Raw genomic sequence first — 25529 nt, forward strand, 5'->3', positions numbered from 1 at the left:
AGATCACCCTGAAAGACCGGCGATGACGAATACCCAATCCCTGCTGACCGGACTCGCGGCCCTGCTGCTGATGGGAGCCCCCGTCCTGGCGGCGGACGGCCCGCCGAATCTCGACATCGAGCAGACCTGCAAGTCCGCCGCCTCGGCCGGCGTCAACGACAACGCGAGCCAGGACGGCTGCCTGCGTTCGGAACGTTCGGCCCATGACGAGGTCAAGCGCCGCTGGGGCGAGTTCACCCCGGCGGCCAAGCGCCAGTGCGAGAAGCAGTTCGAGGCCGGCGGGTTTCCCTCCTACGTCGAGATGGTGACCTGCCTCGAACTCGCCAGCGGCACGGGCCTGAAGTCGAACGGCAAGCAGGGGGGCGACAGCGTCACCAAGGAGCCGGGTCCGAGCCAGCGCACGGACCCCATCGAGGTGCTCGGCAAGCCGGCGCAGTGAGCCCCACTCACGACACCGGCGCCTCACTGGCCCGCAGGGCCGCCGTCTCGGCGAGGGCCGGCCGGTCCGGGCGAACTTCGGCGCCGCCCCGGGACTGCGCCAGGGCGACGAGGTCGGGCGCGCGATCCGTGTCGTCGACGGTGAGGAACAGACCCCGCTCCTGCGCCCGCCGGCCGAGATCGGCCCGGCTGGTCAGGACGCTCTGGGCCGGGCTCGACAGGAGCCCGAGGGCCACGGGCGCCATCCACAGGGCGAGCCACGGGTCGGCCGCATAGGCTAGGATTCCGGCGAGCAGGGCACCGGCCACGAGGGTGTCGACCTGGAGCCGGCAGGCTTCCGCCCAGGGCACCTGGCGGTCGTCGCGAACCTGCGCATCCCAGCGCACCACGCGCCCGACGAAGGTGGTGGCGACGGCACCCGCCGCGAACAAGGTCATCACCGGCCAGAGCAGCACCCACACCACCTGCTCCAGGGCTGCGCTCTTCAGGAGCGAGGCGGTGCCGCCGAAGGCCGCCCTGCGTTCGGGCGAGGCGAGGACATGGCCGAGGCTCAGGAGTTTCGGGAGCGCCAGGACGGTCAGCACCACCAGCGCCAGGGCATGGGCGGCCGCCCCCGTGCCGGTGAGGCCGTAGCCCAGGAGGCCGAGGTCGCCGGTCGCCGCGGCCTGGACGGTGCCCAGGGCCAGGAACGCCACCCAGAGCGGACAGGCCATGTAGGAGAGGATGCCGACGGCGAGATGCCAGCGGCTGGCGGGGCGCAGGCCCGGCATGGGGACGACGCGCAGATGCTGCATGTTGCCCTGGCACCAGCGGCGCTCGCGGCCGAGGAGATCGACGAGGTTCGTCGGCATCTCTTCCCAGGTGCCGCCCATCTCGGGCAGCAGGCGCACCTCCCAGCCGGCCCGGCGGAGCAGCGCCCCCTCGACGATGTCGTGGCACAGGATCTCGCCGCCGAGCGGCGCCTTGCCGGGCAGCACCGGCAGTTCGGCGTTGTTGGCGAAGGCCTCGACCCGCAGAATCGCGTTGTGGCCCCAGTAGCTCCCATCGGGCCCCTGCCACGTCTCAAGGCAGCGGATCGAGAGCGGCGCGTAGAGACGCACGGCGAATTGCTGGATGCGGGCGAACAGGGTGTCGCGGCCGGTGGCGTAGCTCACGGTCTGGATCAGGCCGACGCGGGGGCTCTCCTCCATGAGTCGGGCAAGGCGGCGCATGGCCGCCCCGGTCATCAGGCTGTCGGCGTCGAGGACGATCATGAAGTCGTATTCAGCGCCGTAGGTGCGGCAGAACTCGGCGATGTTGCCGGCTTTCCGCCCGGCATTGTCCCGGCGGCGGCGGTAGCGCAGGCGCGGCAGGCCCGCACCGTTCTGGGCCGCCCAGGCGGTGATGCGGGAAAACTCGTGCTCCTCCAAAGCCGCGATGGCGCCGTCGCGGGTGTCGGACAGGACGAACAGATCGATGTCGGAGCCGTCGCCGCCCTCGCGCTGGAGCGAGCGGGCCATGACCCTCAGCGCCGCGAACACCGCCACGGCGTCCTCGGCATGGATGGCGACCACGGCGGCCGTTCGGCTCCGGCCGGAGGCCTTCGCCGGCACGGTCAGGGAGCGGATTTCGAGGTCCGACTTCGCCCTGTCGCCGAGGCCGTCCGCGACGAGGCCGTAGACGTACTGCCAGGCGACGAACGACTGCCAGGCCATCACCAGGCAGAACAGGACGAGGACGGCGCCGGCGAGCCACCCGGCCGGCGGGCCGTAGGCCATGGTCGCCAGGGTCGCGATGAGGGCGGCCATCGCCAGGGTCGGCAGCGCCAGCATCAGCCGACGCCCGAGCAGGGATCGCTCCGAATCCGATCCGTTCGGGATTTCGCGGCCTGGGATTTCGACTACGGGAGCGTCGTGCGACAACCGCTGGGACATGGGACGCGGGACTCTCGTGCGAGGGGAGCCGAGCGATGCCCGATCACGGGGACAGGCACACGATGGGCGATGGCAACGGTGGGGACGGGAACGGGCAGACCGGCCCCGTCTCGCGGCGGCAAGCCCTTCGGACGCTCGGCGCGGCCACGGGCATGCTCCTGCCTAGTATCACCGATCTGAATGCCGTCCGAACGCTGGCCGCCCCCCTCCCCGACCGGGCGACGCCCATGACCTTCGCCGATCTCGCCGAGCGGGCGAAGGCGCTCGCGGCGGCGCCCTACCGGCCGCATCCCGACGACCTGCCGCCCGCCCTCAAGGCCCTGACCTACGATGCCTACCGGGCGATCACCTTCCGCCCCGCGGCGAGCCCGCGCCAGGGCGCCCACTTCTCGGCCCAGCTGTTCCATCGCGGCTTCCTGCAGGCGAAACGGGTGGACCTCTACCTGCAACCGGCCGACGGCCCCGCCAGACCCATCGCCTACGGCTCGGATCTGTTCGACCTCGGCCCAACCCTGCAGGGGCAATCCTTCCCGGCCGACCTCGGCTTCGCGGGCTTTCGCCTGCACTACGCCTTCGACGGTTCCCGGCCGGACACGCAGGAAGAATTCCTCGTCTTCCTCGGGGCCTCGTATTTCCGCCTGCGCGGCAAGGGCCAGGAATACGGCCTGTCGGCGCGGGGCGCGGCCATCCGCACGGGCGGACCGGGCGCGGAGGAATTTCCGGACTTCACCGCATTCTGGATCTGCGAACCGAAGGACGACGCCCGCACCATCGACGTGCTGGCGCTCCTCGAATCGCCGAGCCTGACGGGGGCCTACCGCTTCGTCGTGGCGCCGGGCGATCCCTCCATCATGCGGGTCGAAGCCGCCCTCCACCCCCGAACCGCCATCGACCGCCTCGGGCTGGCGCCCCTCACCAGCATGTTCCTGCACGGGCAGAACGGGCCGGGCGCGCCGGGCGCCGAGCCCTTCGACGATTTCCGGCCCCAGGTCCACGATTCCGACGGCCTCGCCGTGGCGACGCGGGGCGACCGGATGTGGCGGCCCCTGGTGAACGGGCGCCGTGACCCGCAGGTCTCGGCCTTCGCCGTCGATCCCCTCGACGGGTTCGGGCTGCTCCAGCGCGAGCGGAATTTCGGCGCCTATCTCGACGTCCAGGCCCGTCACGAACTCCGGCCGGGCCTGTGGGTGACCCCGGAAGCGGGGTTCGGGGCCGGCGCCGTGCAACTCTTCGAGATCCCGTCGCGCGAGGAGTACATGGACAACATCGTGGCGGCCTTCGTGCCGGCCGCCCCCATCACGGCGGGAACGGTCCTATCCCCGCGCTACACCCTGACCACGGTGGGCGCGGAGCCCACGGGCGTCGTACCGGGGACCCTGGCCCGCGTGGTCTCGACCCGCGTCGGCTCGGCCGAGCGCCTGCGCCCGACGACACCACCGAGCCCGGGCCGGCGCCTCTACGCGGTGGATTTCGAAGGCCCCGGCCTGCCGCGCGACCCGGCCTCCGCTCTCACCGCCGACATCTCGGCGAGCGCCGGTACCCTGGTGGACCCGTTCATCGAGTTCGTGCCCCAGACCGGGGGCTGGCGCCTCTACGTCGAGTGGCGCCCGCCCGCCACTCGGCCGCCCGGCGACGTGGTGCTGCGCGCCCGTCTGCTCGGCGAGGGCCGGGCGATCACGGAGACCTGGGACGCGGCGGCCTGAAGGCCGCCGCGGGTCAGGGGGCTGGGGCGCGCTTGCGCAGGACCGTGTCGCCTCGAAACACGAACTTCTGGGCGCGCTTGCCGGTGTCCACCTCCGTGGTGAAGACGTTGCCCTTCGAATCGATAGCGAGGTTGTGGACCCAGTGGAAATCGCCGGCCATGCGGCCGTTGCGGCCGAAGGCGCCGACCACTTCGCCGGTATCGCGCTTCAAGGTGCGGACCTCGTTGTTGGCGCCGTCGGCGTTAAGGAGGTAGGTCTGCTCGGCGTCGGGCCACAGGGCGAGTTCCCAGACCGAGCCATTGGCGCGGGTGTTCTTCTCGACGAAGAACTCCTTCACGAAGCGACCGTCCTTGTGAAACACTTGCACCCGGTCGTTGGCGCGGTCGCAGATGTAGACGAGGCCGTCGCGGGCGATCTGCACGCAGTGGACGGGATTGCGGAACTGCTGGGCCGGGGCGGCGGCCGGATCGTAGGGCGGCAGGGCCTCGTCCGTCGGTGGCTTGCCGTAGGCGCCCCACATCCGCTTGAACGCGCCGGTCTCGGCGTCGAACACGATGACCCGGTGGTTGTAGTAGCCGTCAGCCACGTAAAGTTCGTTGGTCTCCGGGTCCACCTGCATGGCGGCGGGCCGGCCGAGACGGGTGGTGTCGAGGCTGTTGGTCTGCGGACCCTGTTTGCCGATCTGCAGGACGAACTTGCCCTCCGGCGTGAACTTCAGGATCAGCCCGTCCTGCTCGCCGTTTCCGGCGAGCCAGACGAAGCCCTTGTGATCGATGTGGATGCCGTGCTCGTTCTGCGGCCAGTCGTAGCCCTCCCCCGGGCCGCCCCAGGACCGGATCAGGCTGCCGGCCTGATCGAACACCAGCACCGGCGGGGCCGGCACGCAGCACTTGGTGCGCGGAGGGGTGAGGCTCGCGGCCTTCTCGTCGTCGGTGAGGGTGCGGGGGCGCTGCACCACCCAGATGTGGTCCTCGGCATCCACGGCGACGCCGGAGGCCTGACCCATGATCCAGTTGTTCGACAGGGTTTTAGGCCAGGCCGGATCGACCTGGAACGTCGGCGGTTCCGCCGCGGCTGCCCCCGTGAGCGCGAGCCACAGCACGGCGAGCCCAAGCCCGAGCTTCATGACGACCTCCCCAAAGCGTTTGTTGTTGGACGAAAGTGTCTGCCGGGATCGCGGCGTTGTCCAGGATAGCGTGGGCGGTTTGACCGCCCGGCGCGGCGCCCTGTAGACACCCCGGCCCCACCGGGAGACGCTGCATGGCCGCCATCAACGCAATCCTCGCCGCCGAACTCGGCGTGGCCGAGTGGCAGGTGAAGGCCGCCGTCGACCTTCTCGACGGGGGCGCCACGGTCCCGTTCGTGGCGCGCTACCGCAAGGAAGTCACCGGCACCCTCGACGACACGCAGCTGCGCACCCTCGAGGAGCGCCTGTCGTATCTCCGCGAGCTGGAGGCGCGGCGGGCGGCGGTGCTGGAGAGCATCGAGGCCCAGGGCAAGCTCGACGGGTCCCTGCGTGCCCGCATCCTCGCCGCCGACACCAAGGCGCGGCTGGAGGACCTCTACCTGCCGTTCCGGGTGAAGCGCCGCACCAAGGCGCAGATCGCCCGCGAGGCCGGACTCGGGCCCCTGGCGGAGGCCGTCCTGGCCCGGCCCGACCAGGCGCCGGAGGCGGCGGCCAAGTCTTATATTGATGCGGGCAAGGGCGTCGCCGATGCGGACGCCGCCCTGGAAGGGGCACGCGCGATCCTCATGGAGCGCTTCAGCGAGGATCCGGAGCTGGTTGGGTCCTTGCGCGAGACCGGCTGGCAGCGCGGCCGCATGGTCGCCACGGTGAAGAAGGGCAAGGCGGCGGCGGGTGAAAAATTCGCCGACTATTTCGAGTTTACCGAGCCCCTGACCCGCCTGCCCTCGCACCGCATCCTCGCCCTGTTCCGTGGTGAGAAGGAGGAGGTTCTCGACCTCGACCTGACCGATGCCGTGGGCGATGCGCCGGCCAAGGGCCAACCCTCCGCGCAGGAACTGCGCATCGCAAAAACCTTCGGCGTGCGCGACGGCGGCCGACCGGGCGACGCGTTCCTCATGGAGACCGTGCGTCGGACGTGGCGGACGAAGCTCAAGCCCAGCATCGACACGGACCTGCGCGCCCGCCTCTGGGCCGTGGCCGAGGCCGGTGCGGTCGGGGTGTTCGCAGGCAACCTGCGCGACCTGCTGCTCGCCGCACCCGCCGGCGCCCGCCCGACCCTCGGCCTCGATCCGGGTTTTCGCACGGGCGTGAAGGTCGCCGTGGTCGATGCCACCGGCAAGGTGGTGGCCACGGACACGATCTATCCGCACGAGCCGCGCCGGGACTGGAACGGCGCCCTGATGGCCCTGGCGAAGCTGTGCCGGGCGCACGGGGTCGACCTCGTCGCCATCGGCAACGGCACCGCCTCGCGCGAGACCGACAAGCTCGCCGCCGAACTCATCGCCAAGCAGCCCGAACTCAAGCTCACCAAGGTGATGGTCTCGGAGGCCGGCGCCTCGGTCTACTCGGCCTCGGCCTATGCCAGCGCCGAACTGCCCGACCTCGACGTGTCGATCCGCGGCGCCGTCTCCATCGCCCGGCGCCTGCAGGACCCGCTCGCCGAACTCGTGAAGATCGAGCCGAAGGCCATCGGCGTCGGGCAGTACCAGCACGATCTGGCGGAGGGAAAGCTGTCCCGCTCCCTCGATGCCGTGGTGGAGGATTGCGTGAACGGGGTCGGCGTCGACGTGAACACCGCCTCCGCGCCCCTGCTCGCCCGGGTGTCCGGCCTCACCGAGCGGGTCGCCTCCAACATCGTCGTCCACCGCGATGCCAACGGCCCGTTCCGCAGCCGGGTCGCCCTCAAGAAGGTCGCGGGCCTCGGGCCGAAGGCCTACGAGCTCGCCGCCGGCTTCCTGCGCATTCGCGACGGGGCCGACCCCCTCGACGCGTCCGGCGTTCACCCGGAGGCATACCCGGTGGTGCGCCGGATTCTCGCCGCCGCCGGCCAGCCGATCCAGGCGGTCATCGGCAATGCGGGCACGCTGCGCGGCCTCGACCCGAAGAAATTCACCGACGCGACCTTCGGCCTGCCCACGGTCACCGACATTCTCTTGGAGTTGGAGAAGCCCGGCCGCGATCCGCGCCCGGCCTTCCGCACGGCCACCTTTCAGGACGGCGTGGAAAAGATCACCGACCTCAAGCCCGGCATGCGCCTCGAGGGCGTGGTCACCAACGTCGCCGCCTTCGGCGCCTTCGTGGATATCGGCGTGCACCAGGACGGGCTGGTGCACATCTCGGTGCTGGCCGACCGCTTCGTGAAGGACCCGCGCGACGTGGTCAAACCCGGCGACGTGGTGCAGGTGCGCGTCGTCGAGGTCGATCCGGGCCGCAAGCGCATCGCCCTCTCCATGCGCTCGGACGATGGGGAAAGCGCCCGCCCCGGCCGGCGCGCGGAGTCCCCGGCACCGGCACGGATGCAGTCGGCTCCGCCGCCGCCGAAGGCCGGAGGGGAACCCGGTGGCGCCATGGCGGACGCCCTGCGTCGGGCGGCCGAATCCAAGCAGCGGCGCTGAGCGCCTATTCCTGCCCCGCCACCTGCTGGTCGTCGCGGGCGCGGTGCAGGAGGAAGATCGACAGCACCATGACGAGGATGAGCCCGGCGAGCACGCCGAGCTCGATCATCGAGGCGCGAAACAGCGCCTCGCGCTCCGGCGTCAGCGGACCGTGCATCACCTCGGACGATTGCAGGGTGATCACCAGCACCCGCCGGATCGAGGCGATGAGCCCGACGATGAGGAACGGCTCGCAGGTGAGCTTGCCCGAGCGCATGGAGACCCGCACCGTGTGCAGGATCTCCACCAGCATCAGCAGGAACAGGAGCCGGTCGACGATCTCGAGGAGCTTGGCCGATCCGCCGAGTTCGCGGATCGCCCCGACGAGGAGGCCGGTGGCGTCCACGAGCGCCAGGATCGCCGTCGCCGCCAGCAGCACCCCGAGCACGGCGTAGACCGCGTGCTCCGTGTGCATGAACAGAAAGCCCGAGGCCCGCGTGAGCCGGCTTTCCCCGTCCGCGTCGTCCGCCATGGCGTACCCACCCCGGCGCCGGGTTCGATCACCGGTCGCAGGACGGATTAGGCAGGCAAAGCGGCGCGCTGTCGAGTGCCGCGGGCATCAGTGGAAAAATGGAAGCACGTGCGGGGCGTAGAGGCCGAAGCCGAGCATGGCCAACCCGGCGAGGCCGATGAAGGCACCGCCGAAGACCAGGGCCGAGATGCCGGTGATCACCTCGGCCGAGGCCAGCACGATGCCGATTTGGAAGGCCGCCGAGCCGAACTCGTAATGGTGGTAGCGGTGGAGCGCCTTGTCGCGGACCTCCTGGGCGTGCCGGGCCTTCTCGCTGAGTTCCTTGCGCCCCTCGCCGGTGGTGGGCTCGCTGTCCCAGCGGGCCATGGTCTTGGCCCACTCGGCGCGCTTGGCCTTGATCGCTTCCGAATTCGCGGCGTCCGGCGGCAGCAGGGCCAGGGTCTCGTCGGCGGTCTTGAGAATCGTGCCGCGGATGGTGCGGGCCTGGAAGTAGGCCCACTGGTTCGACGATTCGACGTTGGCGCTGAGCGCCTCCGTCTGCGCACCCTTGGCCAGGGTCTCGGCGAGCGCCAGGAACAGCGCCAGCACCGAGATCAGCAGCGCCACGCGCTTGTTGGAACTCCCACCGCCACCGTGACCACCCGACATGCTGCCCCCTCGATTCGACGGCCGCAGTCACAGCCGATCCGGGGGGCAAGCGCAACCACAAACAAGCGCCCCCCGTGAATCGGAGGGCGCCGCTTCGGGGCCCTCCGCCTCAGGGCTTCTTGGGCTCGGCCTTCGGCTCGGCCGGGGCGGCGGCCGTGCGCTCGACCTTGGCGGCCTCGCGCAGCTTGAGGATGAGATCCTGCTGGGTCTTGCGGGTGATGTACTGCTCGACCTGCTCCTTCATCTCGGCGAAGGTCGGTACCGGCTTCACCCGCTTCTCCTCGACCTTGATCACGTGCCAGCCGAACTGGGTCTTGATCGGGTCCGAGACCTGACCGGCACTGAGCTTGAACGCCGCCTCGGCGAAGGGGGCGACCATGCGCTCCTTGGTGAACCAGCCGAGATCGCCGCCCTCGGCCTTCGAGCCCGGGTCCTTCGAGGCCTCGCCCGCGACCTTGGCGAAGTCTTCGCCACCCTTGATCCGCGCGGCGATCTTCTTCGCGTCGTCCTCGTTGTCGACGAGGATGTGGCGGGCATGAACCTCTTCGTCCGGCTTCATCGCCTTCACGGTCTGCTCGTAGAGGGCCTTGGCGGCCTCCGGCGTCACCGCCTTCTTGGCCTCGCGCTCGAGGTATTCATCGAGGAGAAGCTTATCGCGAAAATAGGCGAGCTTGCGCTGGAACTCCGGCGTCTCGGCCACCTTGGCCGCGTCGGCGGCCTGGGCGCCGACCTTGAGGTCGACCATGTAGTCGACCAGGAGGTTCTTCTTCTGAGCGTCGTCCACGCCCGGCAGGGACAGGGCCGGATCGTCCGAAGCGATGGCGAGGTCGCCCTGGGTGATCGGGGCGCCGTTCACCTTCGCCACCACCGTCTCGGGCGCCACGACGGCTGCCGTCGGCGCGGGGGCGGCGGGCTGCTGCGCGTGAACGCCGGCCAGGGGCGTGGCCAGGATCAGCGCCAAGGCGCTGGTGCGTGCGCTCGTGCGCAGGAGGGCGGGGGTGATGGGCATCGCGGCGTCCTTCGGGAATGGCACCCCGCCGCATCCCCGACGTCTGAATGGTCGGGATCGGTGCGAGGCGGTGGCGGCCGGAAGGGCCGCGCGTTTCGCGCCGACACAGGTGGCGTGCGGCGGACCCGAAGACAAGCAGGGCGGCCCCCGATCCGTCGCATCCGCACGGTCGCGGCGAGGCGGCGTTAACGGGTCCGGCCGTAAGCCTTCGATCGGTTCGTTCCGGGGAGATGTCGCGTGCGTGCAAATCCGGTCACCCTCGGTTTGATCCTCCTCGGAGCGATCCCGGCCCTGGCCGCCTCGGACGCCGAGGCACGCGGGCGCCGCGGCGCGGGGATCGCCTTCGTCCCCACCGCCACCGGCAGCATCCGCTCCGCGCCGGCGGGCCGGGCGGCGCGTGAGGAACCCGCCGCGAGCCTGGCGATGCCGCGCCCGACCCCGCCCGTTGCCGCCCCGGTCGCCGCAGCCCAGATTGCTGCAGCCCAGGTCGCCGCAGCCACGGTCGTGACCGCATCCGGCCGGGACGCCCGCACGGCGCAGGCCTGGTGCGGCAAAGGGCGGATCGTCGGCTCCGGCGCGGGATTCTGCGAGATCAACTGACCGCTCGCGGCGGGCGCGCTCGGAAGGGGCCCAACGGCATCGGCGCGAACGCGGCGCCCCTGCGCATTCTTCCCCCTGTTCCTTCTCCGGCGGCTGACCGGCGACACCTCACGGCGACGATCGACAGGCGCGGCTCTTTCGGATGCGTCGGGCAATATTTACCTCTATAAGCCCGGCCAACATTCGCCTTCACGCTTTTCGATCGACCGTAGGTTCACGATGCTCGGTGCCCTCGCCAAGAAGATTTTCGGCTCGTCCAACGACCGGCGCGTGAAGGGCTACCGTCCCCGTGTGGCCGAAATCAACGCCCTGGAACCGCAGCTGGCCAGCCTGTCCGACGCAGACCTGCGCGCGCGCACCGACATGCTCAAGGGCGAGCTCGCCGCCGGCAAGTCCCTCGACGACATCCTGATTCCGGCCTTCGCCACCGTCCGCGAAGCCGCCAAGCGCGCCCTCGGCCAGCGCCACTTCGACGTGCAGCTCATCGGCGGCATGGTCCTGCACGAGAGCGGCATCGCCGAGATGCGCACGGGCGAGGGCAAGACCCTGGTGGCGACCCTGCCGGTCTACCTCAACGCCCTCTCGGGTCTCGGCGTCCATGTGGTGACCGTGAACGACTACCTCGCCTCGCGCGACGCCGAGTGGATGGGCCGGGTCTACCGCTTCCTCGGCCTCACCGTCGGCACCATCGTCCACGGCCTCGACGACGAGCAGCGCAAAGAGGCGTATGCCTGCGACATCACCTACGGCACCAACAACGAGTTCGGGTTCGATTATCTTCGCGACAACATGAAGTACGAGCTCGGCCAGCTCGCCCAGCGTGGCCACAATTTCGCGATCGTGGACGAGGTCGATTCGATCCTCATCGACGAGGCGCGGACCCCACTCATCATCTCCGGCCCGGTGGATGACCGCTCGGAGCTCTACGTCTCCGTCGATGCCCTGATGCCCCACCTGGACAAGGAGCATTACGACCTCGACGAGAAGCAGCGCACGGTCTCGCTCACCGAGAGCGGCAACGAGTTCATCGAGGACCTGTTGCGCGGGGCGGACCTGCTGAAGGAGGGCGACCTCTACGACGCCCACAACGTCTCCCTCGTCCATCACGTGAACCAAGCCCTGCGCGCCCACACCCTGTTCACCCTGGACAAGGACTACATCGTCAAGAACGACGAGGTGGTGATCATCGACGAGTTCACCGGCCGCATGATGCAGGGCCGGCGCTACTCGGAAGGCCTGCACCAGGCCCTGGAGGCCAAGGAGCGGGTCACGATCCAGCCCGAGAACCAGACGCTGGCCTCGATCACCTTCCAGAACTACTTCCGCCTCTATTCCAACCTCGCCGGCATGACCGGCACGGCCTCGACGGAGGCCGACGAGTTCGCCGAGATCTACAAGCTCGAGGTGGTCGACATCCCGACCAACAAGGAGGTCGAGCGCGTCGACGAGGACGACGAGGTTTACCGGACGGTGGGCGAGAAGTACGACGGCATCATCGCGGAGATCGAGAAGGCGCATGCGCGCCATCAGCCGATCCTCGTCGGCACCGGCTCCATCGAGAAGTCGCAGCATCTCGCCGAGATGCTGACCAAGGCCGGCTTCACGCCCCTCGACTACTCGGACCTCAATGCCCTCACCGACGTCTACGCCGCCGCCCGCGAGGGTCGGGTGACGAAGCGCTTCGCCGTGCTCAACGCCCGCTTCCACGAGCAGGAGGCCTACATCGTGGCGGAGGCCGGCGTGCCCGGCGCCATCACCATCGCGACCAACATGGCCGGGCGCGGCACCGACATCAAACTCGGCGGCAACGTCGAGATGCGCGTCGAGAAGGAACTCGCGGGCATCCCCGAGGGCGCCGAGCGCGACGCCAGGATCGAGGCGATCAAGGCCGAGATCGCCGAGTACCGCGAAAAGGTGCTGGCCTCGGGCGAGCCGGCCGACCCGGAGGCGGGCCGCAAGAAGGCCCTGCCCGGCGGCCTCTACATCATCGGCACCGAGCGCCACGAATCGCGGCGCATCGACAACCAGCTGCGCGGCCGCTCCGGCCGCCAGGGCGATCCCGGCCGCTCGAAGTTCTACCTGTCGCTCCAGGACGACCTCATGCGGATCTTCGGGTCCGACCGCATGGACGGCATGCTGACGCGCTTGGGGCTCGAGCAGGGCGAGGCGATCATCCACCCCTGGATCAACAAGGCCATCGAGAAGGCGCAGCAGAAGGTTGAGGCGCGCAACTTCGACATGCGCAAGAACGTGCTCAAGTACGACAACGTCATGAACGACCAGCGCAAGGTGGTGTTCGAGCAGCGTCGCGACTTCATGGGCCAGGAGAGCGTGCGCGACACCGTCGACGAGATGCGCCACGGCGTCGTCGACGACCTCGTCGCCGTGCACGTCCCCGAGAACGCCTATGCCGAGCAGTGGGACGTCGAGGGCCTGCGCGAGCAGGTGCAGACGGTGCTCAACCTCGACGTGCCGGTGGAGGACTGGGCCAAGGAGGAAGGCATCGCCGATGAGGAGATGCGCGACCGCCTGCGCCAGGCCGCCGACGACGCCTACGCGGCGCGCACGGAGAAGAACACGCCCGAGGTCATGACCTATGTCGAGAAGCAGGTTCTCCTGCAGACCCTCGACCACCTCTGGCGCGAGCACCTCGTCACCCTCGACCACCTGCGGCAGGTGGTGGGCTGGCGCGGCGTCGCCCAGCGCGACCCCCTGAACGAGTACAAGTCGGAGGCCTTCGACCTGTTCAACGGCCTCGTCGGAAGCTTGCGCGAGCAGGTGACCCAGCAGCTCGCGCGCATCGAGATCATGTACGAGGACCCTGCCGCCGAGGAGTCGCCGTTCGCCTCCCCCGCCCTGCCGCCGATGTTCGCCCAGCACCTCGATCCCGTCACCGGCGAGAACGAGATGGGCCGTTCGGGCACCGGCAGCGACGGCGGGGGTGGCCCGGCCTACGGCTACGCCGCCCAGGCGATGCCGACGGACACGGCGGTGCTGGAGCGCGACCCCACGGATGCCACCACCTGGGGCCGGGTCGCGCGCAACGAGCCCTGCCCGTGCGGTTCGGGCAAGAAGTACAAGCACTGCCACGGCGCCTTCGCCGCCTGAGCTCCCGGGCTCATGGCGGAGATCGCCTACGGTATCGAGTCGGACCTCGACGTGGCGGAGTTCCGCCGCGTCCTCGTCGAGTCGGGTCTGGCGCCCCGCCGGCCCGCCGACGATGTTTCGCGCCTGTCGCGGATGCTGGCGGCGGCCGACCTCGTGGTCACCGCCCGCCGCGACGGCGTCCTCGTGGGGGTGGCCCGCACCCTCACCGACTTCTCGTTCTGCGCCTACCTGTCGGATCTCGCCGTGTGCGCGTCCGCGCAAGGCCTCGGCATCGGCCGGGGCCTGATCGCCGCGACGCGCGAGGCGGTGGGCCCGCAGGCCTCGCTCCTGCTCACGGCCGCGCCCGACGCCATCACCTTCTACGAGCGCATCGCCATGCCCCGGGTGCCCGACGCGTTCCGGTACGACCGGGAGGCTTGAGGGGCGAAAATGGCCCATAACCCTGCAAATCCGGAATCTGATTCCGGATTTGCAGGGTTATTCTCTCAGGAGACGGGCCGGGCGCCGGCCTTCACACCGTCACCTGGGTTCCGACTTCCACCACGCGCCCCGTGGGGATCTGGAAGAAGTCCGTGGCGTCGTTGGCGTTCTTGGCGAGCGTGATGAAGATCCGGTCCTGCCACAGGGGCATGCCCGAATGGGCCGCCGGGCGGATGGAGCGCCGGGACAGGAAGAACGACGTCGCCATGATGTCGAACTTGAAGCCCTGCTTCTTCAGGAGCGTCAGGGTCCGGGGGATGTTGGGCGATTCCATGTAGCCGAACTTCATCACCACCTTGGAGAAGTGCGGGCCGATGGGCTCGATGCGGACGCGGTCGCTCGCGCGCGCGCGCGGGGTGTCCACGGTCTCCACCGTGAGGACGACGTTCTTCTCGTGCAGCACCTTGTTGTGCTTGAGATTGTGCAGCAGGGCCGCCGGCGCGATGTAGGGGTCGCTGGTGAGGAACACCGCCGTGCCGCGCACGTGGTGGGGCGGGCTCTTCTCCAGCATGCCGACGAGTTCGGTGAGCGGCACGTCCGTCTTGCGGGTCTTGTTGATGAGGATCGCGACGCCCCGCACCCAGGTCCACATCAGGACGATGAGGGCGCCGGCGAACAGCAGGGGCACGTAGCCGCCCTCGAACACCTTGAGCATGTTCGAGAGCAGGAACAGGAATTCGAGGGCCGCGAACGGCAGGATCGCGAGGCCGGCGGCCCAGGGCGACCATTTCCAGGTCTTCCACAGCACGAGGAAGGCGAGGCTCGCGGTGATCAGCATCGTGCCGGTGACGGCGATGCCGTAGGCCGAGGCCAGCGCCGCCGAGGAGCGGAACAGGATCGCCAGGATCACCACGCCGATCATCAGGAGCGCATTGATCTGCGGCAGGTAGATCTGCCCAGAATGCGATTCCGAGGTGTGGCGGATTTCGAGGCGCGGCAGGAGGCCGAGCTGGATCGCCTGGCGCGACAGGGAGAAGGCGCCGGTGATCACCGCCTGGCTCGCCGTCACCGTGGCGGCGGTGGCGAGCAGCACCATGGGCAGCAGGCCCCATTCGGGCACGAGCTGAAAGAACGGGTCCGTGGTGTCGGGTTTCGCCAGGACCAGGGCGGCTTGGCCGAAGTAATTGAGCACGAGGCAGGGCGCCACGAGGTAGAGCCACGCGATCTGGATCGGCCGGCGGCCGAAATGCCCGAGGTCGGCGAACAGGGCCTCGGCCCCCGTCACCGCCAGGAAGACCGCGCCCAGGGCCACGAGGGCGCCGGTGCCGTGGCCGAGCAGGTAATGCAGGGCGTAGTAGGGGTTGATGGCCCAGAACACGTCCGGCGTCGCGTAGATGTGCGGCAGGGCGGCGAGCGCCATGGCGGCGAACCACACGGCCATCACCGGTCCGAAGAAGGTCGCGACCTTGCCCGTCCCCCGGTTCTGGATGAGGAACAGCGGAACGATGATCGCGATGGTGATGGGCAGGACGTAGGCCTCGAAGGCCGGGGTGACGAGTTTCAGCCCCTCCACCGCCGACAGCACCGAGATGGCGGGCGTGATGATGGCATCGCCGTAGAACAGCGAGGCCCCGAGCAGGCCGAACATGAACACGATGCGCGAGCCGCCGAGGGCCGAGCGGGCCAGCGCCATGAGCGAGAGGATGCCGCCCTCGCCGTTGTTGTCCATCCGCATGAGGATGACGACGTACTTGATGGTGACGATGAGGAGCAGCGCCCACAGGATCAGGGACGCGACGCCGAGCACTTCCTCGCGCAGGAGGATGCCGTCGGCGCGGGCCGAGACCAGGGCCTCGCGGAACGCGTAGAGCGGACTCGTGCCGATATCGCCGTAGACGACGCCGATGGAGCCCAGCACCAGGGTCCACAGGCTGGCGGGTGCGTGGGCGCGGCCCGTCTCCGCGTCGATGGCCGCTGAGGACGGGTCCCCGCCCTCGGGGGTGGGACCGGGCGCGCTCGGAATGGCGGATTGCGTCATGCGGCTCGATCGCGACGTGTTGCGAACCCGGGTCTCTCGCAATGCGCCATCGGACGCGCGCAAGGAACACCGGGGCCGGTCCCGACGGGGTCGGGCGGCGGGGATTAGGCTACGTTCACGCTATCACGCGGCGCAGCATGCGAGAACGGCAACCCGCTCGGGGGTGCCGTCCGGCCATCAAGGCAGGGTGCGTGCCGCGGAAGCGGATTACTCCGCGGCGCTGCGGGTGCCGGAGCCGAAGCGGCGCTCGATGTAATCGGTCACCACGGTCTCGAAATCCTTGGCCAGCGTCGGTCCGCGCAGGGTCATGGCCTTCTTGCCGTCGATGAAGACCGGCGCGGTGGGGGTCTCGCCGGTGCCGGGGAGCGAGATGCCGATATCGGCATGCTTCGATTCGCCCGGACCGTTGACGATGCAACCCATCACCGCGACGTTGAGGCCCTCGACGCCCGGATAGGCCTTCTTCCACTCGGGCATCGACGTGACGATCCAGTTCTGGATGTCGCGGGCGAGTTCCTGGAAGGTCGTGGAGGTGGTGCGCCCGCAACCCGGGCAGGCGGCCACGAGCGGCACGAACGTCCGGAACCCCATGGTCTGCAGGAGTTCCTGGGCGGCCTTCACCTCGACGGTGCGGTCGCCGCCCGGCTCGGGGGTCAGCGAATAGCGGATGGTGTCGCCGATGCCCTCCTGCAGCAGCACGCCGATGGCGGCGGAAGCCGCGACGAGGCCCTTCGAGCCCATGCCGGCCTCGGTGAGGCCGAGATGGATGGCGAAGTCCGAGCGGCGCGCCACCTCGCGGTAGACGGCGATGAGATCCTGCACCGCCGAGACCTTGGCCGAGAGGATGATCCGGTCTTTCGGCAGGCCGAGTTCCACGGCGCGTTCGGCCGAGGACAGGGCCGAGCGCACCATGGCCTCGCGCATCACCGCGCGGGCGTCGATGGGCCGGGGCAGCCGGGCGTTCTCGTCCATGAGGTGCGTCAGGAGCGCCTCGTCGAGGGAGCCCCAGTTGGCACCGATGCGCACGGTCTTGCCGTAGCGGATCGCCTGCTCGACGATGGTCGAGAACTGGGTGTCCTTCTTCTCCTTGAAGCCGACATTGCCCGGGTTGATCCGGTACTTAGCGAGGGCCTCGGCGCAGGCCGGGTGATCGGCGAGGAGCTTGTGGCCGATGTAGTGGAAGTCGCCGACCAGGGGCACGTGGATGCCGATGCGGTCGAGGCGCTCGCGGATCTTCGGCACCGCCACGGCCGCCTCGTCGCGATCGACGGTGATGCGCACGAGCTCCGAGCCGGCCCGGGCCAGCTGGGCCACCTGCGCCACCGTGCCGTCGATGTCGGCGGTGTCGGTGTTGGTCATCGACTGCACGACGATGGGGGCGCCGCCGCCGACCATGACGGCGCCCTCCCCGGACCCGACCATGACGCCGACCGTGCGGTGGCGGGGGCTGGGACCGGCGATCTCGGGGGCAGTGCCACTGATCGGGTTGGCGGGGGTCGCGTCCATGGCTTCCATCGTTGATCCGTGCGCTCCCGGAACCTCCGCCGGCTCGGCGGCCTTCCGTCTGCGAGGGCGCCGTCTGGCCCGGCCGGGCGATCCGGCCGGTGGCGTCCACGACGCCCTCTTGGTCTACGCTCTCAACCCTTGAGCTGAGATGACGGTGGGCGGGCGTCAAGCCCGCGCCGGTGGGGACCTAAGGGGCGCTGGTCTGTTGTCAGCCCCATCCCATGTCCGATCCGGGGCGAGATGTCGAGTTCATCCCGGCGGCCGGCGGATGGCTGCACTGCGCCCCGGTGAGGGAACCCGGCGCGACCCGGCCCGATTGTTGCCCTGTCGCATCATATATTGCGGTGCACCATCCACCCTGGAGGCCCCCATGCTCGACGCGAACCAGCAAGCGCCCATCGATTCGCCGGCCGATATCGGCCCGGGTGGCTCGTGTCCGGATCATGCCGTCGCGCCGACACGCGTGCTCGCAGGTCCCCGCGCGGAGAAGACCGTCGCCCTGGCGCTTCAGGGCGGGGGTGCGCACGGCGCCTTCACCTGGGGCGTTCTCGACGCGCTGATCGAGGACGGGCGCCTCGGCTTCGAGGCGATCACGGGGGCCAGTGCCGGCGCCATGAACGCCGTGGTGATGGTCGACGGCTGGCTCGAGGGTGGCCCCGACGGCGCGCGTGCGGCCCTGGAGACTTTCTGGCGCGAAGTGAGCCTCGACAGCGATCTCTGGCCCGCCCAGCGCGGGGCCCTCAACGGCCTGTTCGCCCTGTGGAAGGACAATCCCGTCGTCGAGTTCTGGGGCCGGGTGATCAAGACCAGCCCCTACGCGTCGAACCCCCTCAACTACAATCCCCTGCGCAAGGCGCTGGCCAAGCAGGTGGATTTCGAACGCCTGCGCAAGGCCGAGACGGCGGCCCTGTTCGTGTCGGCCACCAATGTCTGGACCGGCAAGCTCGCGGTGTTCGAGCGCGCGGATCTGAAGGTCGACCATCTCATGGCCTCGGCCTGCCTGCCCACGGTGTTCCAGGCGGTGGAGATCGACGGCGTTCCCTATTGGGACGGGGGCTACCTCGGCAATCCGCCGCTCTATCCCCTATACCGGGGGGCGGAGACCCGCGACATCCTCCTCGTGCAGATCAATCCGGTGGAGCGGCGCGAGACCCCGCGCACGCAGCAGGAAATCCAGGACCGCCTCAACGAGATCACCTTCAACGCCAACCTCATGCGCGAGCTGCGCGCCATCGATTTCCTCGACGGCCTCATCGCCGAGGGCGTCCTCGGCCAGGGCGGCTACAAGTCGCAATACGTCCACCGCATCGACGGCACCGGGGCGCTCGACGACTATCAGGCTTCCTCCCGCCTCGACGCGCGCTGGCGGGTGTTCGAGCGCCTGCGCGACAAGGGTCGGGGCGCGGCCCAGGCCTGGCTCGCCGAGACCTACGATCAGGTCGGCCGGACCTGCAGCCTGAACCTCCAGGCGACCTACCAGTAGGGTTGGCCCCGAGGGCGCAGGGGACCCGTGCGCGGCGTGTGGGATTAATCCGCCGCCGCGCACGTTATTACTCTTATGACGACCGAACCGCTCCGGCACGGCTCCGCCACCTCCATCGTCGATCTCATGGTGCCCCTGCGGCGCTACGCGCGATCGCTGACCCGCGACAGCCTGCGGGCCGATGATCTCGTGCACGATGCCCTGGTGCGCGCCCTCGAATCCGGTCAGATCCACCGGCCGAACACCAACCTGCGCACCTGGATGATGACGGTGCTGCACAACGTCTTCATCGACGAACAGCGCCGCCGGCGCGTGGAATCGCGCCACGCCGAGGCCCTGGTGCAGATGAGCGAGGAGATCACCCCTCCCGCCCAGGAGTCGCAGGTTCGCCTCGCCCAGATCCGCCGCGCCTTCCTCACCCTCCCGGAAGAGCAGCGCGCCGCCCTCCATCTCGTGACCCTGGAAGGCATGGCCTACGCCGACGCCGCCGCGGTCCTGGGCATTCCCATCGGCACCCTGATGTCGCGGTTGGGCCGCGGGCGCGCCGCCCTCAGGGCGTTCGAGGAGGGCGAGCGCGATCTGGATCAGCAGCGCCGCCCGCCACCGGAGCGTCCGCGCCTGCGTCTGGTGCCCCAGCAGGCTGGGGCACCAGACGCAGACGCAGGCGCCGGGCTCGGGGGACGGGCCGCGGGAAAGAGCTGATCGGTCCGCGGAGCAATCCGTAGCGGGACAGGGCCGGCAGCGGCCCGATCCGGTTTCCGGGCCGAACTCGTTCAGGCCCATGGAAATCTCAAGATATGGAAATCGCAGGTTAAAGGGTGGTGCGTCGTCAACGGGGTCCTTCGATCCCCTGATCGGTCCGCTGTCCCCGAAGAAAGCCGAAGGCGTTGCCATCGTGGTGACGGACCGACCGATCTGGCCGGAAGACCATCGGCGCCGAGGCGCAGGCCAGAACCGAATGGAAGCGACAGCGATGGTCGACCCGATTACAGACACCGATCTCACCGCCTTCGTCGACGGACAGCTCGACGTGATGCGACGCCTCGACGTGGAGGCCCACCTCGGGCGCAATCCCGAGATCGCGGCCCGTGTCATGGCCGAGATGCACGATCGCGATGCCCTGCGGGAGGCCTTCGCCCGGATGCCCGGTCCGGGGCCGGAGCGAAACCGCGCCGCGGCCCGCCGCCTCGACCGGTCCCTCGCCTGGCGCCGGGTCGGCGACCGCCTGCGCCGCGCGGCCGTGATCGCCCTGCTGGTGGGCGCCGGGTGGCTCGCGCATTCGGACAGCTTCCTTCTCGGCGTGCCCGACACCTTCGCGGCTCCGGTGGATCCGACCCTGGTGGCCGATGCCCGCAACGCCCGCGAGGCGGCGCAGATCCGGGGTCGGCTGGCGGCGCAGCGCACCACCACCTACGACCGCACGGGCATCGCCGGGGCCACGGGCATCGCCCTCCCCGACCTTCCGGGCGACTGGACCGTGCGCGACGTGCAGATCGTGCCCGCCCGCAACGGCACGAGCGTCGAGGTGGTGATCGATGCCGGGGCCCTGGGCGAACTCTCCCTGTTCGCCACCCAGGGCGGCAAGGCCGGTCCGGGCGAGGGCGAGGTGGCGAGTCCCGGCGATGGCGAGACCGCCTACTGGATCGTCGGCCGCACGGCCTATGCCCTGAGCGGCGGCCACGATCATGCCGGTCTTCAGGTCGCCGCACGGCGGCTGGCCGCGAATCCGACGAAGCTGTAGGGGCGCGTCCCGGCGCTCCCGGATCGTCGCCCCACCCGCGGGTGGGGCCGCGCGGATTTCAGGCGGCGGCGAGGCGTCGGCGTGCCAGGCTTCGGACACTCCGGAACGGCAGGAGCACCACCCGCACGGCGGCGGCGAGGGCGAGGACAACAACGACCGTCAGGACGACCATCAGAGTTTTGACCATCGGGGCACCTGCTTCGTGAGCGGAACGTCGCGGCTCCGGACGGAGCCCGAGCTGTGCGTTCGAGGGAGCGCCCGAACTTCGGCGAAACTGAGAGGGTCCCCGGGGAGCCGCGTCCTGGCGCGGTGACCACGGGAGCCGGGAGCGGATGCGCGTACATCCGGCGTCATCCGTCCCGGCCTCGTGGTCCCCTCCGACCGTGGAGCGAAGCCGCGTCCGGGGTGAGGGGAGAATGCGCCGGGATGGTTAACGAATCGTGACCGGCAGGGGGCATCGGAACCGCCGGAGGGACGGGCGTGACCCGGTCCCCGTCCACGACGGGACTAAAAGCCTACAGCATGCAAGAGCCTACAGCATGGACGGGACCGTATCGGCCGCGAGGATCGCGCGCGCCTGCGCCGCGTCGATATCCATGCGGGCGACGAGGCTTTCGGCGGACTCGAAGCGCTCCTCCCCGCGGATATGGCCCAAGAATTCCACCGTGATGGCCTGGCCGTAGAGGTCGCCGGAGAAATCGAACAGGTTGACCTCGAGGAGGGGCGCCCCGTCGTCGAAGGTCGGCCGGCGGCCGTAGCTCGCCACCCCGTCCCGGAGGCCGCCGTCGGGCAGGGCGACCCGCACGGCATAGATCCCGTGGGCGAGGCCGCAGGCGGGAAGCGCGACGTTGGCCGTGGGGTAGCCGAGGGTGCGTCCGCGCTTGTCCCCGTGCTGCACCTCCCCCGAGACGAACCAGCGATAGCCGAGCAGGGCGTTGGCGCGGGCGACGTCGCCCTCGGCCAGGGCCGTGCGGATCGCACTCGACGAGACCGGCTCCATGGCATCCTCCTGGGAAACGGGCGGCAGGGAAACGGGCGGGATGATGCGGCAGCTCAGGCCCGCGCCCGCGCACAGGTCGGCCAGGACGGCCGGCGTGCCCTCGCGCCCCCGGCCGAAATGGAAATCGTGGCCGACGACGACGCCCGAGAGGCCGAGGTCGCGCACGAGCAGGGTCTCGACGAAGGCCCGGGCGCCGGTCCCCGCCAGCACCGCGTCGAAGCGGCGGACGACGAGGCCGTCGAGGCCGAGATGGGCGAACACCCGCTCCTTCGCCGCCGCGTCGGACAGGCGGAACATCGGCAGATGCGGCGCGAAATACGCCCGCGGATGCGGCTCGAAGGTCAGGGCCACGGCCGGCCGGCCGGCCGCGGCGGCGGTCTCGCGCACGGCGGCGATGAGGGCGCGATGCCCGAAATGGACGCCGTCGAAGTTGCCGATGGCCGCGATGGCGCCGGCGATGGCCGACGGCACGGGCTCGTCCTCGCGGCAGACCGTGAAACGCCGGCCCGGCGCGGGAATCGGGTCCGGCAAGGATGTCCTGTCGCCGGGCGGCATCTGGTCCTGACGGTGCTGTGGCTCGGTGGACGCGGGTCCGACGCCCCGCGTCGGCGGCGGAACCTGTCGAAATCCGCCGGGGGGGTCAAGCGACGACCACGCCCCGCACCGGCACGCCTCGCTCCGGGATGTCGACACGACGCCGCAGTTAACCGCTTTGCAAGCCGATGGGCCGTAGTTTCACGATCACGGGGCACGAACATCGATCGGCCCCGGCCCAATCCCGAGCCGCCGCGGCGTGAGCGCATCGGCCTCGACCTGACGGAGCACACGCGCCCATGGCCCTCGATCTCGGCATGCCGATCCTCGTCGTCGATGATTATCAGACGATGGTCCGTATCATCCGCAACCTCCTGAAGCAGCTCGGCTTCGAAGAGGTCGACGACGCCTCCGACGGCACCGCCGCCCTCGCCCGCCTCAAGAACCGCAAGTACGGCCTCGTGATCTCCGACTGGAACATGGAGCCGATGACGGGCTACGAGCTGCTGCGCCACGTGCGGGCCGACGAAGCCCTGCGCACCACGCCGTTCATCATGGTCACCGCCGAGTCGAAGACCGAGAACGTCATCGCCGCCAAGAAGGCCGGCGTGAACAACTACATCGTCAAGCCGTTCAACGCCGCCACGCTCAAGAGCAAGATCGAGGCGGTCTGCGGCGCCTGATGCGGGCACCGATCCGTCGGATCGGTTCGCCTTTCGGCCCGGCCGCGTCGCGCCGGCGCGGACGACCCCCGCCATCCCGGAGCGGATGGAGCGGGGGTCGTCCGAGGCGCAGACGGGGCCGACACTTCGCAGGAACGAACGGCACAGGGGAGGCGGGAGTCGATGGCACTCGCAAACAGGGCGCGCAAGGCGAACACCGCGCCGGAGAAACCGTCCCTGGTCCGGGAACTCGTGGAGATCGCCGATTACATCGCGCATCTTCGCACCGAGATCGCCGCCCTGCGGGCCAACGAGCTGACGCGCGACCGTCTGCCCATGGCCCACGAGGAACTCGGCTGCGTGGTGGCGGCGACGGCGGGGGCGACCAACTCGATCATGAACGCGGCCGAGGAGATCCTCGGCCTGCCGGACGACAAGAACTACCGGGCCACCGTCGAAGCGCGGATGAACGACATCTTCGAGGCCTGCACCTTCCAGGACATCACCGGCCAGCGGATCAGCAAGGTGGTGGATGCCCTGCGGCAGCTGGAGAGCCGCCTGTCGCGTTTCGCCGCCGCCGTGAAGGCCCGCGACGAGGGCGGCATCGATCCGGAAGAGGTGGAGCGCCGCGTGCGCAGCGAGCTGCTGATCCTCAACGGACCGCAGATCAACGGCCCCGCCACGGCCCAGGACGCCATCGACGCGATGTTCGCCTGAACCAAGCCTACCAGACGAGACGCTCGATGATGGCGTCCGGCCGCACGGACTGACGGCCGAGCCATTCGGCGACGTCGCCGAGGGTGGCCCCTTCCGTCGAGACCCCCAGTTCCTCGGCATGGATGCCGCGCGCCACGAGGAGGTTCGGGAGTCCGAACGCCGACGCCCCGGCGATGTCCGTGCGCAGGGCATCGCCCACGGCGAGCACCCGGGCGGGGTCCGGGGCGGCGAGGCCGTCGAGGGCGCCGGCCATGTCGAGGGCCGCCGCATAGACCGGCCGGTAGGGCTTGCCCGCATAGGTCACCCGGCCGCCGAGGGCCGCATAGGCCTCGGCGATGAGGCCGGCGCAGGGAATCAGCAATCCGGCGCGCTCGACCACGAGGTCGGGGTTGGCGCAGATCATCGGCACGTCGCGGGCGCGCCACTCCTCCAGGGCCGGGCGATAATCCTCGGCCGTCTCCCGGGTGTCGTCGAACAGGCCGGTGCAGACGACGGCGTCCGCCTCCCCGGCCGCGACGCGGCGGATGTCGAGGCCGTCGAAGATCGGGGCGTCGCGTTCGGGCCCGAGATGGTGGATGCGCGCCCCCGGCGTCCCGGCCAGCAGGCTGCGGGTGAGGTCGCCCGAGGTCAGGATGGCGTCGTAGGCCTCGCGCGGCACGCCGTATCCGTCGAGGATCGTCCGGACGCCGCCCCAGGGGCGCGGCGCATTGGAGACCAGCACCACCCGGCGCGGACGCGTCCCCCCCGGCAGGTCGCGGAATCGGATCAGGGCTTCGCCCGCGCCGGTATGGGCGCGCACGCCGTCGTGCAGCACGCCCCAGACATCGCACAGGATCACGTCGAAGCGGTCGGCGATGGCGCTGAGCCCTGGGATCGTGGGCACGGGTTCGGTCATGCGGGGGCCTGTGGGGGGTCGAGGGCGTGGCGCGTCGCTCGGTTAGGCGCGGGGGCGCATGAAATCAACGCCGGACGAGGGGCGACGCGCCTAACCGGCCCGCCGCAAAAAGTCCCGGAACGGGCGGCGCTGGGGCGGCGGCTCGGGCTCGTCGCCCGCCGACGGGGCCGCCTCGGGTGCGGGCGGCGGGGCGGCCAGCACCTCGGCGCGCACGGCGCGGGCGGGGGCGAACACCGTCCCCTGCGCCCGGGGAACGTTGAGGTCGATGAGGTCCGGCACGTCGGTCTCGCGCTCGACGCGGTCGGCGACAAGCTGGATGCCGGCGCGGCCCAGGGCGGCGACGAGGTCCTCGATGGCGAGGTCGGGCATGGACTGATGGGTGCCGGGCCGCAGGAGCATGTCGGCGGGCACCTTGACCTGACCCACGCCGCGGTCGGCCAGGGCGGACGGATCGAAGCGCAGGTCCACGGGCCGGTCGAGGGTGAAGCCGATGGCATCGCGCAGGTCGGCCAGGGCCCCGGCCTGCTCGGCGTCGAGGCTGCGCCAGCTCGTCTGCGGCAGGGCCACGACGAGGCGGCCGGCGAGTTCGGGCTCGTCGGCCACGAGGCGACCCAGGGACCGCAGGAAGCCGGGCTCGAACAGGGAGAGCGGCGACAGGCCGTAGGCGACGGCCGCCCGGCTGCCGCGCCCGGCCAGGTGGCGTGCCACCGTGGCCGTGCACTGGAGCATCCGCCGATCGAGATCGGTGGTCCGGCCGTGGCGCTCGAGGATGGACAGGAACGCGTCGGGCGCCAGGAGGTCGCCGGAGGGGAGGTCGCCCGATCCCGCGACGCGCAGGCGCGCCACGGCCTCGTAGGAGACGACCTTGCGCTGCGGCAGGGAGACCACGGGCTGGAGATGGACTTCGAGGCCGATCCCGTCGAAGGCCGCCAGGATCGCGCCGTCGCGGACCGCCTCGCGCGACGCGGCCTCGCGGGCGGCCACATCGAGGGGTCGGGGGGTCCACGGCGCGGCCGGCGGG

General features: G+C 70.3%; 22 protein-coding genes. 11 read left to right on the forward strand and 11 right to left on the reverse strand.

Features of this window, described 5'->3' with window-relative positions; translation table 11 throughout:
• Positions 1-22 precede the first annotated feature (22 nt).
• Positions 23-439 (forward strand): hypothetical protein, encoded by a 417-nt coding sequence (locus FV218_RS07290; RefSeq protein ID WP_056090080.1) that lies wholly within the window; start codon positions 23-25, stop codon positions 437-439.
• A gap of 7 nt (positions 440-446) precedes the next feature.
• On the opposite strand, the gene mdoH is transcribed toward FV218_RS07290, so the two are convergent.
• On the reverse strand, positions 447-2351 hold the full coding sequence (gene mdoH / locus FV218_RS07295) for a glucans biosynthesis glucosyltransferase MdoH (protein WP_147709237.1): 1905 nt from the start codon (positions 2349-2351) through the stop codon (positions 447-449).
• 227 nt (positions 2352-2578) lie between these two features.
• On the opposite strand from mdoH, the gene FV218_RS07300 reads away from it, so the two are divergent.
• Positions 2579-4054 (forward strand): glucan biosynthesis protein, encoded by a 1476-nt coding sequence (locus FV218_RS07300; RefSeq protein ID WP_147709251.1) that lies wholly within the window; start codon positions 2579-2581, stop codon positions 4052-4054.
• 13 nt (positions 4055-4067) lie between these two features.
• Here the strand turns inward: FV218_RS07300 and FV218_RS07305 are convergent, their stop codons facing one another.
• Positions 4068-5180 carry a hypothetical protein gene (locus FV218_RS07305; protein WP_147709238.1) on the reverse strand — a complete coding sequence of 371 codons (1113 nt, stop codon included), beginning with the start codon at positions 5178-5180 and terminating at the stop codon, positions 4068-4070.
• A gap of 134 nt (positions 5181-5314) precedes the next feature.
• On the opposite strand from FV218_RS07305, the gene FV218_RS07310 reads away from it, so the two are divergent.
• On the forward strand, positions 5315-7636 hold the full coding sequence (locus FV218_RS07310) for a Tex family protein (RefSeq protein ID WP_147709239.1): 2322 nt from the start codon (positions 5315-5317) through the stop codon (positions 7634-7636).
• A gap of 4 nt (positions 7637-7640) precedes the next feature.
• Here the strand turns inward: FV218_RS07310 and FV218_RS07315 are convergent, their stop codons facing one another.
• The 3 genes from FV218_RS07315 to FV218_RS07325 form a co-directional block, all read right to left on the reverse strand.
• Positions 7641-8147 carry a phosphate-starvation-inducible PsiE family protein gene (locus FV218_RS07315; protein ID WP_056090072.1) on the reverse strand — a complete coding sequence of 169 codons (507 nt, stop codon included), beginning with the start codon at positions 8145-8147 and terminating at the stop codon, positions 7641-7643.
• An 87-nt stretch (positions 8148-8234) separates the two neighbouring features.
• Positions 8235-8795, reverse strand: coding sequence for a DUF4337 domain-containing protein (locus FV218_RS07320; RefSeq protein ID WP_056090069.1), 561 nt, complete (start codon positions 8793-8795; stop codon positions 8235-8237).
• A 109-nt stretch (positions 8796-8904) separates the two neighbouring features.
• The gene (locus FV218_RS07325; RefSeq protein WP_056090066.1) at positions 8905-9804 is read right to left on the reverse strand and encodes a peptidylprolyl isomerase; all 900 of its coding nucleotides are present in this window, start codon (positions 9802-9804) and stop codon (positions 8905-8907) included.
• A 237-nt stretch (positions 9805-10041) separates the two neighbouring features.
• Between FV218_RS07325 and FV218_RS07330 the strand changes: the two genes are divergently transcribed.
• The 3 genes from FV218_RS07330 (at position 10042) to FV218_RS07340 (ending at position 13932) form a co-directional block, all read left to right on the forward strand.
• Complete coding sequence (locus FV218_RS07330) at positions 10042-10404, forward strand: hypothetical protein (RefSeq protein ID WP_147709240.1); 363 nt, start codon at positions 10042-10044, stop codon at positions 10402-10404.
• Between the two features lie 219 nt (positions 10405-10623).
• Positions 10624-13512 carry a preprotein translocase subunit SecA gene (gene secA / locus FV218_RS07335; RefSeq protein WP_147709241.1) on the forward strand — a complete coding sequence of 963 codons (2889 nt, stop codon included), beginning with the start codon at positions 10624-10626 and terminating at the stop codon, positions 13510-13512.
• 12 nt (positions 13513-13524) lie between these two features.
• Positions 13525-13932, forward strand: a complete 408-nt coding sequence (locus tag FV218_RS07340) for a GNAT family N-acetyltransferase (RefSeq protein WP_147709242.1) — start codon at positions 13525-13527, stop codon at positions 13930-13932.
• Between the two features lie 91 nt (positions 13933-14023).
• Here the strand turns inward: FV218_RS07340 and FV218_RS07345 are convergent, their stop codons facing one another.
• Together FV218_RS07345 and ispG are read right to left on the reverse strand one after the other, a co-directional pair.
• The gene (locus FV218_RS07345) at positions 14024-15970 is read right to left on the reverse strand and encodes a potassium transporter Kup (RefSeq protein WP_147709243.1); all 1947 of its coding nucleotides are present in this window, start codon (positions 15968-15970) and stop codon (positions 14024-14026) included.
• Positions 15971-16177: 207 nt separating this feature from the next.
• The gene (ispG, locus tag FV218_RS07350) at positions 16178-17485 is read right to left on the reverse strand and encodes a flavodoxin-dependent (E)-4-hydroxy-3-methylbut-2-enyl-diphosphate synthase (protein ID WP_056090051.1); all 1308 of its coding nucleotides are present in this window, start codon (positions 17483-17485) and stop codon (positions 16178-16180) included.
• A 361-nt stretch (positions 17486-17846) separates the two neighbouring features.
• Here ispG and FV218_RS07355 point away from each other — a divergent pair, with 361 nt between their 5' ends.
• From FV218_RS07355 to FV218_RS07365, 3 genes are all read left to right on the forward strand, one after another.
• A complete protein-coding gene (locus tag FV218_RS07355) occupies positions 17847-18959 on the forward strand; it encodes a patatin-like phospholipase family protein (protein WP_082476056.1) in 1113 nt (370 codons plus the stop codon).
• A gap of 75 nt (positions 18960-19034) precedes the next feature.
• Positions 19035-19661, forward strand: coding sequence for a sigma-70 family RNA polymerase sigma factor (locus FV218_RS07360; protein WP_147709244.1), 627 nt, complete (start codon positions 19035-19037; stop codon positions 19659-19661).
• Positions 19662-19932: 271 nt separating this feature from the next.
• The gene (locus FV218_RS07365) at positions 19933-20700 is read left to right on the forward strand and encodes an anti-sigma factor (RefSeq protein ID WP_147709245.1); all 768 of its coding nucleotides are present in this window, start codon (positions 19933-19935) and stop codon (positions 20698-20700) included.
• Between the two features lie 58 nt (positions 20701-20758).
• On the opposite strand, the gene FV218_RS23420 is transcribed toward FV218_RS07365, so the two are convergent.
• Together FV218_RS23420 and FV218_RS07370 are read right to left on the reverse strand one after the other, a co-directional pair.
• Entirely contained in the window at positions 20759-20887 is a 129-nt protein-coding gene (locus FV218_RS23420; RefSeq protein ID WP_281407805.1) for a hypothetical protein, read from the reverse strand.
• A gap of 345 nt (positions 20888-21232) precedes the next feature.
• Positions 21233-22255: a bifunctional riboflavin kinase/FAD synthetase gene (locus tag FV218_RS07370; RefSeq protein WP_147709246.1), complete on the reverse strand. Its 1023-nt coding sequence runs from the start codon at positions 22253-22255 to the stop codon at positions 21233-21235.
• A 278-nt stretch (positions 22256-22533) separates the two neighbouring features.
• On the opposite strand from FV218_RS07370, the gene FV218_RS07375 reads away from it, so the two are divergent.
• Positions 22534-22917, forward strand: a complete 384-nt coding sequence (locus FV218_RS07375; RefSeq protein WP_018046001.1) for a response regulator — start codon at positions 22534-22536, stop codon at positions 22915-22917.
• Between the two features lie 162 nt (positions 22918-23079).
• Positions 23080-23613: a protein phosphatase CheZ gene (locus tag FV218_RS07380; protein ID WP_056090042.1), complete on the forward strand. Its 534-nt coding sequence runs from the start codon at positions 23080-23082 to the stop codon at positions 23611-23613.
• Positions 23614-23620: 7 nt separating this feature from the next.
• Here FV218_RS07380 and FV218_RS07385 read toward each other — a convergent pair whose 3' ends face one another.
• Positions 23621-24508 carry a TIGR01459 family HAD-type hydrolase gene (locus FV218_RS07385; protein ID WP_147709247.1) on the reverse strand — a complete coding sequence of 296 codons (888 nt, stop codon included), beginning with the start codon at positions 24506-24508 and terminating at the stop codon, positions 23621-23623.
• 90 nt (positions 24509-24598) lie between these two features.
• Positions 24599-25529: EAL domain-containing protein (locus FV218_RS07390; protein ID WP_147709248.1), on the reverse strand; the 931-nt coding region annotated here is incomplete at its 5' end.

Source organism: Methylobacterium sp. WL69 (assembly GCF_008039485.1).
Lineage (GTDB): Bacteria > Pseudomonadota > Alphaproteobacteria > Rhizobiales > Beijerinckiaceae > Methylobacterium.

What these genes read in the sequence shown, in the direction of transcription:
- FV218_RS07290 (WP_056090080.1), top strand. Translation starts at nt 23, where the DNA reads ATGACGAATACCCAATCCCTGCTGACCGGACTCGCGGCCCTGCTGCTG.
- mdoH (WP_147709237.1), bottom strand. Translation starts at nt 2,351, where the DNA reads ATGTCCCAGCGGTTGTCGCACGACGCTCCCGTAGTCGAAATCCCAGGC.
- FV218_RS07300 (WP_147709251.1), top strand. Translation starts at nt 2,579, where the DNA reads ATGACCTTCGCCGATCTCGCCGAGCGGGCGAAGGCGCTCGCGGCGGCG.
- FV218_RS07305 (WP_147709238.1), bottom strand. Translation starts at nt 5,180, where the DNA reads ATGAAGCTCGGGCTTGGGCTCGCCGTGCTGTGGCTCGCGCTCACGGGG.
- FV218_RS07310 (WP_147709239.1), top strand. Translation starts at nt 5,315, where the DNA reads ATGGCCGCCATCAACGCAATCCTCGCCGCCGAACTCGGCGTGGCCGAG.
- FV218_RS07315 (WP_056090072.1), bottom strand. Translation starts at nt 8,147, where the DNA reads ATGGCGGACGACGCGGACGGGGAAAGCCGGCTCACGCGGGCCTCGGGC.
- FV218_RS07320 (WP_056090069.1), bottom strand. Translation starts at nt 8,795, where the DNA reads ATGTCGGGTGGTCACGGTGGCGGTGGGAGTTCCAACAAGCGCGTGGCG.
- FV218_RS07325 (WP_056090066.1), bottom strand. Translation starts at nt 9,804, where the DNA reads ATGCCCATCACCCCCGCCCTCCTGCGCACGAGCGCACGCACCAGCGCC.
- secA (WP_147709241.1), top strand. Translation starts at nt 10,624, where the DNA reads ATGCTCGGTGCCCTCGCCAAGAAGATTTTCGGCTCGTCCAACGACCGG.
- FV218_RS07340 (WP_147709242.1), top strand. Translation starts at nt 13,525, where the DNA reads ATGGCGGAGATCGCCTACGGTATCGAGTCGGACCTCGACGTGGCGGAG.
- FV218_RS07345 (WP_147709243.1), bottom strand. Translation starts at nt 15,970, where the DNA reads ATGACGCAATCCGCCATTCCGAGCGCGCCCGGTCCCACCCCCGAGGGC.
- ispG (WP_056090051.1), bottom strand. Translation starts at nt 17,485, where the DNA reads ATGGAAGCCATGGACGCGACCCCCGCCAACCCGATCAGTGGCACTGCC.
- FV218_RS07355 (WP_082476056.1), top strand. Translation starts at nt 17,847, where the DNA reads ATGCTCGACGCGAACCAGCAAGCGCCCATCGATTCGCCGGCCGATATC.
- FV218_RS07360 (WP_147709244.1), top strand. Translation starts at nt 19,035, where the DNA reads ATGACGACCGAACCGCTCCGGCACGGCTCCGCCACCTCCATCGTCGAT.
- FV218_RS07365 (WP_147709245.1), top strand. Translation starts at nt 19,933, where the DNA reads ATGGTCGACCCGATTACAGACACCGATCTCACCGCCTTCGTCGACGGA.
- FV218_RS23420 (WP_281407805.1), bottom strand. Translation starts at nt 20,887, where the DNA reads ATGGTCAAAACTCTGATGGTCGTCCTGACGGTCGTTGTTGTCCTCGCC.
- FV218_RS07370 (WP_147709246.1), bottom strand. Translation starts at nt 22,255, where the DNA reads ATGCCGCCCGGCGACAGGACATCCTTGCCGGACCCGATTCCCGCGCCG.
- FV218_RS07375 (WP_018046001.1), top strand. Translation starts at nt 22,534, where the DNA reads ATGGCCCTCGATCTCGGCATGCCGATCCTCGTCGTCGATGATTATCAG.
- FV218_RS07380 (WP_056090042.1), top strand. Translation starts at nt 23,080, where the DNA reads ATGGCACTCGCAAACAGGGCGCGCAAGGCGAACACCGCGCCGGAGAAA.
- FV218_RS07385 (WP_147709247.1), bottom strand. Translation starts at nt 24,508, where the DNA reads ATGACCGAACCCGTGCCCACGATCCCAGGGCTCAGCGCCATCGCCGAC.